The organism is Nocardia sp. NPDC050408, from assembly GCF_044458905.1.
Taxonomy (GTDB): domain Bacteria; phylum Actinomycetota; class Actinomycetes; order Mycobacteriales; family Mycobacteriaceae; genus Nocardia.
Genome location: NZ_JBITIL010000009.1, coordinates 91905 through 105507 on the forward strand (window position 1 = coordinate 91905; position 13603 = coordinate 105507).

At 67.2% G+C, this 13603-nt stretch carries 13 protein-coding genes; 4 read left to right on the forward strand and 9 right to left on the reverse strand.

The features are described 5' to 3' along the window. Window positions 1–114: 114 nt before the first annotated feature. From ACIBJI_RS25275 to cobC, 5 genes are all read right to left on the reverse strand, one after another. Window positions 115–1386: a bifunctional RNase H/acid phosphatase gene (locus tag ACIBJI_RS25275; protein WP_364345400.1), complete on the reverse strand. Its 1272-nt coding sequence runs from the start codon at window positions 1384–1386 to the stop codon at window positions 115–117. An 82-nt stretch (window positions 1387–1468) separates the two neighbouring features. After that, window positions 1469–2206, reverse strand: coding sequence for a zinc ribbon domain-containing protein (locus tag ACIBJI_RS25280; RefSeq protein WP_396958604.1), 738 nt, complete (start codon window positions 2204–2206; stop codon window positions 1469–1471). A 203-nt stretch (window positions 2207–2409) separates the two neighbouring features. Further along, on the reverse strand, window positions 2410–3054 hold the full coding sequence (locus tag ACIBJI_RS25285) for a hypothetical protein (protein ID WP_364345404.1): 645 nt from the start codon (window positions 3052–3054) through the stop codon (window positions 2410–2412). 96 nt (window positions 3055–3150) lie between these two features. Next, window positions 3151–4281, reverse strand: coding sequence for a Nif3-like dinuclear metal center hexameric protein (locus ACIBJI_RS25290; protein WP_364345406.1), 1131 nt, complete (start codon window positions 4279–4281; stop codon window positions 3151–3153). Between the two features lie 127 nt (window positions 4282–4408). Next, entirely contained in the window at window positions 4409–5446 is a 1038-nt protein-coding gene (gene cobC / locus ACIBJI_RS25295) for an Rv2231c family pyridoxal phosphate-dependent protein CobC (RefSeq protein ID WP_364345408.1), read from the reverse strand. Window positions 5447–5490: 44 nt separating this feature from the next. Here cobC and ACIBJI_RS25300 point away from each other — a divergent pair, with 44 nt between their 5' ends. Further along, the gene (locus ACIBJI_RS25300) at window positions 5491–6045 is read left to right on the forward strand and encodes a low molecular weight protein-tyrosine-phosphatase (protein WP_364345410.1); all 555 of its coding nucleotides are present in this window, start codon (window positions 5491–5493) and stop codon (window positions 6043–6045) included. Beyond that, complete coding sequence (locus ACIBJI_RS25305) at window positions 6045–6905, forward strand: SURF1 family protein (RefSeq protein WP_364345412.1); 861 nt, start codon at window positions 6045–6047, stop codon at window positions 6903–6905. Before ACIBJI_RS25300 ends, ACIBJI_RS25305 begins: the two co-directional genes overlap by 1 nt. A 22-nt stretch (window positions 6906–6927) precedes the next feature. Here ACIBJI_RS25305 and ACIBJI_RS25310 read toward each other — a convergent pair whose 3' ends face one another. Then, window positions 6928–7845, reverse strand: a complete 918-nt coding sequence (locus ACIBJI_RS25310; protein ID WP_364345414.1) for a cobalamin biosynthesis protein — start codon at window positions 7843–7845, stop codon at window positions 6928–6930. Window positions 7846–7990: 145 nt separating this feature from the next. Here ACIBJI_RS25310 and sigJ point away from each other — a divergent pair, with 145 nt between their 5' ends. Further along, window positions 7991–8938, forward strand: a complete 948-nt coding sequence (gene sigJ, locus ACIBJI_RS25315) for an RNA polymerase sigma factor SigJ (RefSeq protein WP_364345416.1) — start codon at window positions 7991–7993, stop codon at window positions 8936–8938. A gap of 40 nt (window positions 8939–8978) precedes the next feature. Here the strand turns inward: sigJ and ACIBJI_RS25320 are convergent, their stop codons facing one another. The 3 genes from ACIBJI_RS25320 to ACIBJI_RS25330 form a co-directional block, all read right to left on the reverse strand. After that, window positions 8979–10487, reverse strand: a complete 1509-nt coding sequence (locus ACIBJI_RS25320; RefSeq protein WP_364345418.1) for a serine hydrolase domain-containing protein — start codon at window positions 10485–10487, stop codon at window positions 8979–8981. A gap of 43 nt (window positions 10488–10530) precedes the next feature. After that, entirely contained in the window at window positions 10531–11646 is a 1116-nt protein-coding gene (ald, locus tag ACIBJI_RS25325; protein WP_364345420.1) for an alanine dehydrogenase, read from the reverse strand. A 75-nt stretch (window positions 11647–11721) separates the two neighbouring features. Then, complete coding sequence (locus tag ACIBJI_RS25330; RefSeq protein ID WP_364345422.1) at window positions 11722–12489, reverse strand: MBL fold metallo-hydrolase; 768 nt, start codon at window positions 12487–12489, stop codon at window positions 11722–11724. 71 nt (window positions 12490–12560) lie between these two features. On the opposite strand from ACIBJI_RS25330, the gene ACIBJI_RS25335 reads away from it, so the two are divergent. Then, window positions 12561–13532, forward strand: a complete 972-nt coding sequence (locus tag ACIBJI_RS25335) for a helix-turn-helix domain-containing protein (RefSeq protein WP_364345424.1) — start codon at window positions 12561–12563, stop codon at window positions 13530–13532. The last annotated feature ends 71 nt before the right edge of the window (window positions 13533–13603 follow it).

A 13603-nucleotide genomic window follows, 5' to 3' on the forward strand; every position in this document is an offset into this window, starting at 1 on the left:
GTTACCGTGTGAGATTCAACCCAAAGGGACCGGTTCGACAGGCCGAATCCATTGCGATGCGCCATAATTCACGGTTCACCGAAAAACATACGGGTTGGTCCGACGCTCGAGTCCTCAGAGGTAGGACGTGTCGTTGACCAACCGAACCGATGAACCGCCGTCGGGATAGAACTCCGCGATCGAGAGCGACGCCAGGTCCAAGTGCAGGCGGTACAGCAGCGACGGGCCGACACCGAGCGCCAGTTGCAGCAATGTCTTGATCGGGGTCACGTGGCTGACCACCACGATGTTCTGGCCGGGATAAAGGGCGAGTAAATCGCGGCGAGCCGCCTCGACTCGTTCGCGCACCTGATCGAAACTCTCACCGTTCGGTGCGGGAGTCGAGGGATCGCCGAGCCAGCGGGCGTGTAGTTGCGGATCTCGTTGTGCCGCTTCCTGGAAGGTGAGGCCCTCCCAGTCGCCGAAGTCGGTTTCGGTGAGACCGTCGAGTACGCGCACCGGAATATCGAGTGCGGTGGCGGCGGCTTCGGCGGTCTCACGGGCGCGGCCGAGCGGGGAGGTGACCACCGCGGCGATACCCCCCTTCGCGGCGAGCATTTTCGCGGCGCGGGCGGCCTGTTCACGGCCGAGGGCGGTGAGGGGCGGGTTGCCGCGCCCGGAGTAGCGGCGCTCTATCGAGAGGGCGGTTTGGCCGTGGCGCAGCAGCAGGAAGCGGGTCGGACGGCCGGTCGCGCCGGTCCAGGCGGGGGCAGCTTCGGCGGCGGTCGGCGTATCGCGTTCGGCAGCTTGGGTATTGGATGCGCGTGCCTCGTCGATCCAACTCGGCAGGTGCTCTTCGACGCTACGCGCGGAGGGCTGCTCATCGGTCCAGCTGAGCAGCTGTTCTTCGGCCTCGCGGACCTCTTCCGCCAGGTTGGCGGCGACCGCGCCCGCATCGAGCAACTGCCGCTCGGCGGCATGCACCTCGCCGATCAGCGTGGCGTCATCCATCGCCTCGTTCGCCAGCCGGTCGGCATGAGAGTTCTCGGCGCGTGGAATCCAGGTGAACGTCACGCTGTCGAATCCGGCGACCAGCCTGCGGGCCCGGTCGGCCAGCGGAATCATGGACGCGTGTTTGACCTTCCAGCGTCCCGACATCTGCTCGACGACCAGCTTGGAATCCATGCGCACCGACACCACGCGCGCACCCAATTCCGCCGCCGCCTCCAAACCAGCGATGAGCCCACGGTATTCGGCGACATTATTGGTGGTGATGCCGACGTATTCCTTGCGTTCGGCGAGGATGCGGATGTGATCGGCGCCGAAGACGACCGCGCCGTAACCGGCCGGGCCCGGATTGCCCCGAGAACCGCCATCGGCCTCGACGATCACCTCGCGCTCGGTCATTGTTCCTCTCGTCCTCTTCGACAGCCGACCATCCGTCGCTGGGAGCGGACCGACGCGAGTACTGATACCCGCACCGGAGACCTCACAAACCCGACTCTTTGGTGCGCACCAGGATCGCACCGCATTCGGGGCACCGCACGATCACATCCGGCGCGGCCTTGGTGATGCGCGCGATCTCACCGCGGTCGAGTTCGATCCGGCACGCGCCGCACCGGCGGGCCTGCAGCAGCGCGGCGCCGGTGCCGTGCTGGGTGCGCTGTCGGTCGTAGATGCTCAGCAGTTCGTCCGGGAACAGCGCGACCAGATCCTTGCGATCGGAATCGCAACGCCCCTGCGCCACATCGAGATCGGCCAGCGCCTCGTCGCGCAGGCGTTGCGCATCGGCCAGCTCCTGCTCGGTCTTGCTGAGCCGCGCACCCGCGTGATCGTGATCGGATGCCGACGCCTCGCGACGCTCCATCACCTCGAGCAGCTCGTCCTCGAGCACCGAACGGCGACGCTCCAGGCTACCCAGCTCATGCTGAATCTCGGAGAGCTGCTTGGCGCCCACCGAACCGGCGGTCAACATGCCGCGGTCGCGCTCCTCGCGCTTGCGCACCGCATCGACCTCACCCTCCAGCTTGCGGATATCCCGGTCCAGATCGTCGAGCATGATCTCGACCGCCACCGCCGCATCCTTGTGCGCATTCCGCTCTGTCTCCAGCCGTGCCACATCCTGCTGCTCGGGCAGCACAGTGCGCCGATGCGCGATCCGCGTCAGTTCGGCGTCGACGGCGGCGAGCTGGAGCAGCTTGGACTGGACAGCTGGTTCGACATTCAACGCGGACAAACTCCTGGACGCTGTGGACGGATGGAGGCACGCGAGCCACGGGCGTGGCGATGCCAGTCTTCAACCGTACCCCGGATGGCGGGTGATTCGGTCCGAGGGGAGTGGTCGGTGCGTCATCGACCGCGGAATAAGCGCGAGCTGGCGATGGTGGTGCCATCGGAACACAGATCCGACGTCTTTATCCGGCCTCTGTGTCAACTGCCCGGCGCGCGGGTTTTGATGGCGTCGCGGGAGATGAAGACGTCGTAGGTGCCCGGGGTGGCGATGACGGCGTTGCCGTAGGCGGAGCGGACGAAGGGGTCGGTCCACCATTTGTGATTGCGCATATCGTTGAAGAAGTCCTGGTCGTCGCCGTTGACGAAGATCTGGTTCTGCGTGGTGGCGACGCCGTCGAGGCGTTGGCCGTAGAGGCGGGTGACCTTGTAGCCGGAGTGGAAACCGAGGGCGTTCACCCACGGCTCCAACTCGACGATATTGGCCTGCAGCACCCATAGGTCACCCTCGACCTGATATTTCTCGTGCTTGTCGGGGTGGTGGTCGTCGCCGTAGAGGGTGAGGTCGACCTCGAGCCGATGGTCTTGGCCCGCAACCTGATTCACCACCACGTGCGCGGCCTTGACCTCCCCGCTCAATCCCAGGAATGTCTGTACGAGCGTGATCACCCACAGCAGCAGTACCGCGACGATCAGCAGCGCCAGTCCACCCGCGCCGCGCCCGAGCAGAACCCGCAATCCGACCTTGCGCACCATGACGAGCGCCGATATCAGCAACGCGACCGCGACCAAGATGATCAGCATCAGGCCGATCTGCACGATCCCGAAGTCCACCGGGAAATTCATGCGGTAGTTGTACCCCGATCGGGCGCGTCAACTCACCTGAACCACATACCAACTCCGGCAACACGCCCTGAACACGCCGTCGCACTGGATGGTTCGTTATCGGGTCACGCCGGTGGCGCTGATCGTCCAGGGGTCGGTGCGCAGGGTGCAGATGCGGGTTTCGAGGTCGGGCAGGGCGGTTCGGACTGCTGTTTGCGCCTGTGCGCACCATGGGAATTCGGTGGCCCAGTGGGCGGCATCGATCACTGCGGGGCCGCCGCGGCGCAGGTGTTCGTCGACCGGATGGTGGCGCAGGTCGGAGGTGACGTAGGCGTCGACGCCGAGGCGCGCCGCGGTGTTCAGATAGGAGTCGCCCGCGCCGCCGCATACCGCGACGGTCCGGATCATGCGATCCGGGTCACCAGCCGCGCGCACGCCCCAGATGGTCGCGGGCAGTGCGGCGGCGACCCGAGAGGTGAACTCGCGCAAGGACTCCGGTTCGGGGAGGGTGCCGACCCGACCGATGCCGAGCCCGGATGGCAGCGCCGCGCGCTCGGTGACGTGGTAGGCGGGGTCTTCATAGGGATGGGCCGACCGCAGCGCCGCCAGCACGGCGGTGCGCGCCGAGGGCGGTGCGATCACTTCGAGGCGGTCCTCGTCGACCTGCCGCAATTCCCCGATGGCGCCGATCGCCGGGTTCGCCCCTGTCACCGGACGAAACTGCCCCACTCCTGGCACCCGTAAAGCACACTCACGATAGGTACCGCTGCCACCGGCACCGGCTGCGAACAGCGCGGCCAGCACGGCATCCGCATCTGAACGCGGCACCTGCACCACCCAATTGTCCATGGCAGCTTGCGGTTTCGAATCCAATGGTCCGGTGACGGTGAGTCCGAGCGCCTCGGCCAGCGCATCGGAAACTCCCGGATCAGCGGAGTCGGCGTTGGTATGCGCCGCGAACAATGCGCACCCGGACCGGATGAGCCGATGCAGCAGAGCGCCTTTGGGCGTATCCGCCGCGACAGTGTCGACGCCGCGCAACAGCAGCGGGTGGTGCACCACCAAAGCCTGTGCCCGCCAATCGATCGCCTCATCCACCACGGCGGCAGTGGCATCCACGGCGAACAGCACCCGAGTCACCTCATCGACCGGATCACCGCACACCAACCCCACCGAATCCCAGGACTCCGCCAACTTCGGCGGATAAGCCGCGTCGAGCACCCCGATGAGATCCGCGAGCGTCGTCATCCGTCTACCTCCGTCTCCCGTTTTCCGGCCACACCAAGATCACCTGCCCACACTCGACAGTCCAGGACGAGCGCCCTCGCGCCCACACGGGTGCGGACATCACACGGACAACCCAGCTGGGTCGACATCAAACTCCTGCCGCACGGATTCCGGCGATCAACCGATCGACCTCGGCGGGACCGCGGACAGCAATGCGCAGGTAATCCGGTCCGAGGCCGGGGAAGGTGTCGGCACGGCGGACCGCGATTCCATGGTCTGCCAGGTGCTTTCGCAGGAGTTCACCGTCCGGCACGCGCAGCAATAGGAATGGTCCGTCAGCGGGGGTGTGGACGTGTATGCCCAGCGCGGTCAGTCGTTCGATCATCGAGTGGCGCTCGGCGGCGATCGTCTGTGCTCGCTGTTGTGCCGCGGCGACCGCATCCGGCTCGGCGGTCGCGGTGATCGCTTCCAGTTGCAGCGTGCCCAGCGGCCAGTGGGCGCGGCCGTGATTCAGGCATGCCAGCAGGTCGGGTGCGCCGAGGAAGTAACCACAGCGCAGACCCGGCAAGGCCCAGGTTTTGGTGAGGCTGCGCAGGACGAGGATGTCCGGTGCGGGCGAAGCGGCAAGTGACTGCGGTTCGCCGGGAATCGCATCGGCGAAGGCCTCGTCGACGACGATGATGCGGCCCGGTCGACGTAGCGCGCGGATGGTTTCGGCGGGGTGCAGGACCGAGGTGGGGTTGGTCGGGTTGCCGAGCACCACCAGGTCGGCGGCGGTGGGAACGAGCGCCGGGTCGAGGGCATACGGCGGTTCGAGTACGACGCGGGTCACCGGGATATCGGCCTCGCGCAGCGCCAGTTCGGGTTCGGTGAACGAGGGATGCAGCACCGCGGCCAGTCGCGGTGCGAGCCTGGACAGCATTGCGAAGCCCTCGGCCGCGCCCGCCAACAGCAGCACTTCATCGATCGCGCGACCGTGGCGGGCCGCCACCGCGGTGCGTGCGGCGAGTTCGTCGGCCGCGCTCGGATATCTGCCGAGATCGTCGAGGCGCGCGGCCAGGCGGTTGCGCAGCCAAGGCGGCGGCGCACTGCCCTGCACGTTCACCGCGAAATCGAGCATGCCGGGGCGCACGTCGACGTCACCGTGGTGACGCAGTTTCGCGTGATCGACACTCTCGGCTGACACGAGAAATCACCCTACGTGGCGGTCCCTCGGGACGACCGGCCAGAATGGCTGTCGTGGGTGAGTTGCACGTGTCGTTCGTCTGTACCGGCAACATTTGTCGATCGCCGATGGCGGAGAAGATGTTCGCGGTACACCTGTACCGCGAGGGGCTCGCCGACCGCGTGCGGGTCAGCAGCGCGGGCACCGACGGCTGGCATGCCGGACAGGACGCCGACGCCCGCACCAACGCCACCCTGGACCGCCACGGCTACCCGACCGGCCACATCGCCGCGAAATTCGGTAACCAACACCGCGACGCCGACCTGCTGATCGCCCTCGACTCCGGCCACGAACGCCGCCTCGCCACACTCGGCATCCCATCGGACCGCCGCCGCCTGCTCCGCAGCTTCGACCCCGCCGCCGACACCCTCGACGTTCCCGACCCGTACTACGGCGACACCGCCGACTTCGACCTGGTCCACGACCAGATCGCCGCCGCCATCCCGGGGCTTTTGGACTGGGTCCGTACCACCCTCGCCGCGCGCGGCCCGATCGCCGACAATGAGCCCGGAGATAAACCAGACCAATCAGTCTCTTATGTCCCAGACGGACGCTCGTGATGCGCCGACTGACCTTCCTGCTGCGCCCGAGCTGGCTGATCCTGGCCGTACTCGTCGCGGCCTTCGCTTATCTCTGCTTCACCGTGCTCGCACCGTGGCAGCTCGGCAAGAACACCACCACCTCGCACCGCAACCAGCTGATCGCCGATTCGGTGCACGCCGCCCCGATCGATATCGCCACCGTCCTGGACAACCAGAGCACCGATTCGCGCGCCGAATGGCGACGTGTCACGGCGACCGGCAGTTACCTGCCGAACTCGACCGTGCTGGTCCGGCTGCGCCACCTCGACGGCGCGCCCGGCTACTCGGTACTGGCCAGCTTCAAACTCGACGACGGCCGCATCCTGCTCATCGATCGCGGTCTCGTCGCGGCCGTCGACGGTTCCCGCCCACCGCAGATTCCGGACCCGCCCACCGGGCCGCAGAAGATCGAGGCGCGCATCCGGATGTCCGAGGGCGTCACCCCCGGTAAGGACCCGACGGTCCAAGACGGCTACCGCCAGGTGTACTCGGTGGACACCACGCAGGAAATGACAGTCCTACAGGAGCCCCTCACCGTCATCCCCACCGGCGAACGCGGCGGCTACCTGCAGCTCAGCGAAAACCAACCCGGAGCGTTCACCCCTACTCCCCTCCCTCAACTCGACGCGGGCCCCTATCTCTCCTACGGCCTGCAATGGTTGGCCTTCGGCATCATGGCTCCCCTCGGCCTCGGCTACTTCATCTATGCCGAGATCCGCGAGCGCCGCAAGGACAAGGCCACGGCTACCCCGGAACCGACCCCGACCAAAACCCCGACCCCCACACCGGCATCCACCAATGAGCAGCGCCTGGCCGACCGCTACGGCGGTACTCGCTGACCAAGTCCGCCACTGGGCGGAGTCAGCGCCGCAGAATCGACCAGAGTGCGGCGGTCAGGACCGCGCCCACCTGGATCGCCTCCGACATGCGTACAGCGCGCCGCAGATCCGCGACCCGAGGTGCGGGACCGTCACCCAGAGTTGGACGCAGTTCGGTGCCGTGCCGATATTGGGTCCGCCCGCCGAGCCGGACACCGAGCGCACCTGCCATCGCGGCCTCGACGACCCCGGCATTGGGGCTGGGGTGCTTGGACGCGTCTCGTCGCCACGCGTGCAGTACGTCGGCCGGATGTCCGCCCACCACAGGCGCCAAGGCGGCGGTGAGCATGCCGGTGATGCGCGCGGGCAACAGATTGGCCAGATCGTCGACGCGGGCGGCGGCCCACCCGAAGCGCAGGTACCGGTCGTTGCGGTAGCCGATCATCGCGTCCAGCGTGTTGATCGCGCGATACCCGAGCAGCCCGGGTGTCCCGGCGACCGCACCCCACAGCAGCGGCGCGACCGTCGCATCCGAGGTGTTCTCGGCAATGGATTCCAAGGCGGCACGGGCCAATCCGTCCGCCTCGAGCGCCTCGGGATCGCGCCCGCACAGCGAAGGCAATAGCGCCCGCGCGCCCGCCACATCACCGGACTCGAGCCGGTCGGCCATCTCGCGTCCGGCGCGCACCAGACTGCGCCCGCCGAGCACCGTCCATGCCGCCAGCGCGGTCGCAACTACCCCACCGCGCCGTAGCCCGAACCCGAACACCGTTGTCGCACCGACCAACACCAGTTCGTGCACAACCCCCGCCGAACGCCGATCGGTGTAGGTCACCCGCTCCAGCGCAACTGCCGCCGTACCGAATCCAGCCACCGGATGCCACCGGCGTGGATCACCGAATACGCGGTCGAGCGCGAATCCGAGCATCAGCCCGGCCGCCCTGGAAGTCCCCGTTCGCACCCGGCGAGGGTAGCCCGTCACCGCGCGCAACCCGCCAGCACGCCATGCGAGCAGAGATGTCACACTCGCTAACCCTGCGTCGTCATCAGCATGACGACACCTAAGCTCGCCCCTGTTGGGGCCGCACGACCGAACGGCGAGACCAGTGACTGACCAGCCTTCCTCCGAACCCATCGACCAGGCCGAGTTGGCTCGGCGTTTCGAGGAGCACCGGCCGTATCTGCGCAGGCTCGCCTACAGCACGCTGGGCAGTCTCACCGATGCCGACGATGTGGTGCAGGAGGCATGGCTGCGGCTGCAGCGCCAGTACGAGGCCGGGACAGCGGGCGAGATCGAGAATCTGCGGGCCTGGCTATCCACCGTTACCGGGCGTCTGGCCCTCGATCAGCTCGGTTCGGCCCGCGCCCGGCGCGAGCAGTACGTCGGTGAATGGTTGCCGGAGCCCGAGGTCACCACCTGGGACGATCCGGCCGACCGGATCACGCAGGACGAGCGCGTCACCACGGCGCTGCTGGTCGTATTGGAATCCCTCTCGCCCGCCGAGCGCACCGCATTCGTACTACAGGATGTGTTCGGTATGAGCGGCCCCGAGGTCGCCGAGGTCGTCGGTCGCACACCGGCGGCGGTGCGCCAGCTCGCCTCGCGTGCACGCAAGCGCGTCGAGGACGGCACACCCCGCTTCCCCGCCTCACCCGACGAACAGGAGAAGGTCGTCTCGGCCTTCGCGGTGGCCTGGCGCTCGGGTGATCTGAGCGCGCTACTCGGCGTGCTCGACGCGAACGTCAGCCTGACCGCCGACGGCGGCGGCAAGGTCCCCGCCATCCGCCAGGCCGTGCGCGGCGCCGAACTCATCGCGAAGATGCTGCTCGGCTGGTACCACGCACCGTCCGCGGCGGGCGCTTGGGGCCGCGCGGTTCTGGTCAACGGTGCGCCCGGTCTGGTCGTCTTCGACGGCAACCACACCGGCGTGTTCTCCTTCACCATCGATAACGGCCGCATCGTCGCCATCAATGTGGTCCGTAACCCGGACAAGCTGCACGACCTGCCCACCGAAGGCGCGCCCGACTGGTACCTCGGCCCGGACGCCGAATAACCCACGGGGCCCGCACATTCGATGTGCGGGCCCCGATCGGCTAGGTGGGCGCTTGGACAACGGGCGTTTCTGGCTCGACAACGGTCCCGGATCGCTTGCGTCGCAACATAATGAGCCACACGCCGCGAGCCAGAACAACGCACAGGCCCGCCAACGCGGCAATGCCGAGAAATACGACGAGACCGGGCCAAACGTAAGTCACCTGGAGGAAAGTCGGGGCCCGGCCGCGGAAGACCAGACCTGCGAGCTGTGGCAGCGCGATCAGGATCGGGATCGGGGCGAGATAAGGCAATTGGCGCAGCGCGATGAGCCAGCTCGGGCGAGCCTGCTGATCAGCCCACCGGCGCGATCGCACCAGGCAGAACCCCCCGAGCCCGAGAGTTGCGAGTGTCAGCAGCGCCATTCCCCAATCGGCGTAGATGCCCCACGGGCGATGCACATCGGGCGACTCGCCCTGGGTCAGCGCGACCAAGCCCTGCGCGATGATCTTGGGATCATCCTCGAGTGCCAAGCCGGTATCGGCGATGACAGCGATCCCGTAGCCGGTGTCGGACACCAGGACCTGCGCGGCGGTGTAGGTGAACCAGTCACCGTAGTGCACGAGCTGATCGGATTGCGCACGCTCCCAGCCCATTCCGTAATCGTCGTCACTGACTCCCGAGGGCGTGTGCATCTCGGTCACCGCCGCCGACGACACCAACCGGTGCCCGTCCGGCGCGACACCACCGTTGTTCTGGGTGATCAGCCACGCGGCCAGATCGGCGGCCGTGGTGATTACACCGTGGCTACCGCCGACGAACCAGTCCGGCTCAGCAACCGGTATCGCGAAACCGTATGCCCGAATGTATCCGTGCGTCACCTCCTCGGCCTCGCGCGCCGAATTCACCGTCGTGCTGTCACGCATTCCAATGGGCCCGAATACATTACGCCGCATATAGTCCGCGAACGGTTCCCCACTGACCACCTCCACCAACCGAGCGGCCACCTGATAATTCGGATTGTGATAGTGGAATTCCGTCCCCGGATCGGCGGCGAGTTTCGCAGCATGCAGTCGCTCGACCGCACCGGCCAGTGAATCCGCCTGCGGCCGTCGCAGATCGGGAAATGCGGTATCCGACATTCCGGACGTCTGATTCAACAACTCGCGCACCGTGATCCGATCGCCACGCGAATCGGCCAACCGAAAGTCGGGGAGGTACTCACGCACCGGCGCGTCGAGACGCACCTTCCCGGCATCGACCAACTGCATCACGGCCGACGCCGTCATGGATTTGCTCACCGAAGCGATCGGCATGCGCGTCGTCGCGCTGATCGCCGCGCCGCTCGAATCGTGCCCATATCCCGCCACGTACACCACCTGATCCCCGTGGGTAATGGCGATCGAAGCCCCCGGCAACCGTGTCCGGGAAAGGTATTCGGACATATATCGGTCCACCGCGGCCGGATCGACGCCCTCCACCGTCGGTGCCGCAACCGCCGCACCAACCGACGGCAACAGCACCAGAAGCACCGCCATCACCACTACCCGCCGCAGGAATTCCGCAGTCACCGCTTTCACCCTTCCCATCGCGCGGCCGCGCAATCGCAATACGTCAGCCAGCCAACCCAACCGGTTCGGGTATCGAATATCCGTGCGCCGCCGCAACCTCCGCCGATAACAGCCGCCCTTTATCCGCGGTGACCCCGCGTGCGAGATCGGGATGCGCCCTACACGCCTCCCGCCACCCGTGAGCGGCAATCGCGCGCACATACGGGACAGTGGCGTTGGTGAGCGCCACGGTAGCGGTGTGCGGCACCGCACCCGGCATATTCGCCACACAGTAGTACAGCGAATCGGCCACGCGGAAAGTGGGATTCGCATGCGTTGTCGGATGCGAACCGGCGAAACACCCGCCCTGATCGATGGCGATGTCCACCAACACCGACCCGGGCCGCATACCGCGAACCAGTTCCTCGGATACCAGCTTCGGCGCCCGCGCACCCGGCACCAGCACCGACCCGATCACCAGATCCGCCGCCAGCACGGCCCGCTCGATCTCGACCGCATTCGAGGCCACCGTCGAGATGCGCCCTTCGAACCGTGCGTCGAGTTCGCGCAGGCGCGCCAGATTGGTGTCCAGCACGGTGACTTTCGCCCCCATCCCGGCCGCGACAATGGTCGCGTTCGTCCCCGCGACACCACCGCCGAGCACCGCCACATCGGCCGGAAGCACTCCCGGCACCCCGCCGAGCAAAAGCCCGGCACCACCGAGCGGCGCCATCAGGTGATACGCGCCGACCTGCGGTCCGAGCTTGCCCGCGACCTCGCTCATCGGTGCCAGCAGCGGCAGCGACCCATCCGCCGCGCGCACTGTCTCATAGGCGATCGCGGTGATTCCGGACCGCAGAATCGCATCGGTGCATTCGCGCGACGCCGCCAGGTGCAAATAGGTGAACAGCACCTGCTCCGGCCGCATCCGCGGATACTCCTCGGCGATCGGCTCCTTGACCTTCAGAACCAGCTCGCCCTCCCACCACACCTGCTCGGCGGCGGGCACCATCCGCGCACCCGCGGCGACGTAATCCGCATCCGAAAATCCGGACCCCACCCCCGCGCCGGCCTGGATCAGCACCTCGTGCCCGTGCCGCACCAGTTCCCCGGCACCAGCCGGGGTCAGCGCCACTCGAAACTCCTGCTCCTTGACCTCCCGCGGAACTGCGATCCTCATATCGCCATCGTGGACCACCGACGGTCCCGGCGCCATGAACGCCGCGCTGGACGCACTGTCGGTTTCCGAGGACGCTCACACAGCGAACGTCTCACCCAGCTTCGGAATGCGCAGCTGTTCACCCCGACCGGCGTAACCGAAATTCCGCTCCAGGCGCTCGAGCGTCTCACTGAAGTGCGCCCATCCCTCGGCGTGCACCGGCACGATCACCGCATCACCCAGCGCCTCGGCGGCCTGCACCGCGGTGCGGGCATTCAGCGTGAGATCGATATCGCCGAACCGGCCGACATTCGCCGCACCGGCGAACAGGATCGCGATATCGATCCGACCGATGCGCGCCACGATCTGCTCGACGAGCTCGACCGAAGCATTATCACCCGACACGTACACGGTCGGCAGCCCCTCGGCCTGCAATACGAACCCGGTGACCACGCCGGTCTGCGACTCGCACCCCACTGGCCCGTGCAGTGCGGGCACACCCGTCACACGCACCTCACCCAGTGTGACAGTCTCCCAATTCGCCAGTCCCCGAACACCTTCGATGCGACCGGCGGCATCCGGCGTCGACAAGACGGTCGCCACGGTGGACAGGAATTCACGGCCGGAGTGGTCCAGATTGTCGTCGTGCTGGTCATGCGACAGCAGCACCACGTCCACCGGTCCCACCTGCTCCACCGGAACCGCCGGGCCGGTGAGCTTGTGCAGTGTTATCGGACCCGGGTAGTCGCCCGGAGCGTCGAAGGTGGGATCGGTCAGCCACGTCAGGCTGCCGTACCGGAAGCGCAGGGTGGGCCCGCCGATGTGCAGGGCTTCGAAGGTCGTGCGTGCAATCGTCTCGGTCATGGGATCAATACTTGTCGCCCCGATATTCGATCAATAGTGGCCCGTGAGCCGCGTAGCGATAAGATCAGGCCATGCGTTCCGTCGCCGCTCTGGCCTTCGATGGGGTCATCCCCTTCCATCTGTCGGTACCGACGCTGGTCTTCGGCCGGGTCGGCACCGAGGGGACACCTGACTATCGCGTCGAGGTGTGCGCCGAACAGCCAGGCACGCTGCGGACCCCGGCCGGTTTCGACATCGTCGTGAAAACCGGACTCGACGCCTTCGAGCGTGCCGACCTGGTGGTGATCCCGAGCTGGCAGCGCGGCATGGGCATTTCGGCGCAACTGCGCGACGCACTCCATGACGCACACGCCAGAGGAGCCCGGATCGTCGGCCTGTGCCTGGGCTCCTTCGCGGTGGCGGCGAGCGGCTTGGCGGACGGTCGGGAAGTCACCACCCACTGGGCCGCGGCCGCCGAATTGGCCGCGACCTATCCGAAGGTCCGGGTCCGCGCCGACACCCTCTGGACCGACCTCGGCGATATCGTCACCTCCGCGGGCGTCGCCGCCGCACTCGATTGCTGCCTGCACCTGGTCCGCGACGACCTCGGCAGCCGCGCCGCCACCGAACTGGCCAGGTCGCTCGTGACCGCCCCGCACCGCAGCGGCTCCCAGGCCCAGTACATACCGGTCGCAGTACCCGAAGCCGCCGACGACGATCCGATCGAACGCGCGATGGTCTGGGCGCGTACGAATCTCGGCGAGCCGATCGACCTGGATAGTTGGGCTCGCATCGCGCTGATGTCGCGACGCACCTTCACTCGACGCTTCCGCGAACGCACCGGGAACAGTCCGCAGCAATGGCTGCTGCAACAGCGCGCCGACCGCGCCCGACTACTTTTGGAATCCACCACCGAGACCATGGATCGCATCGCCGCCGAAACCGGCTTCGGCACCGCGGTCAGTCTGCGCCACCACTTCCACCGCATCCTCGGCACCAGCCCGGCCGCGCACCGCGCGCTGTTCGCGGGCGCACCCGTCCCCGAATACTCGGCCGCGGAGTAATAGCGACAGGATTGCGATGCCGCCTCCGCCGAGTTCGCCCACCCCGTGGGCTCCGCCGGCCTCGGTCCCTT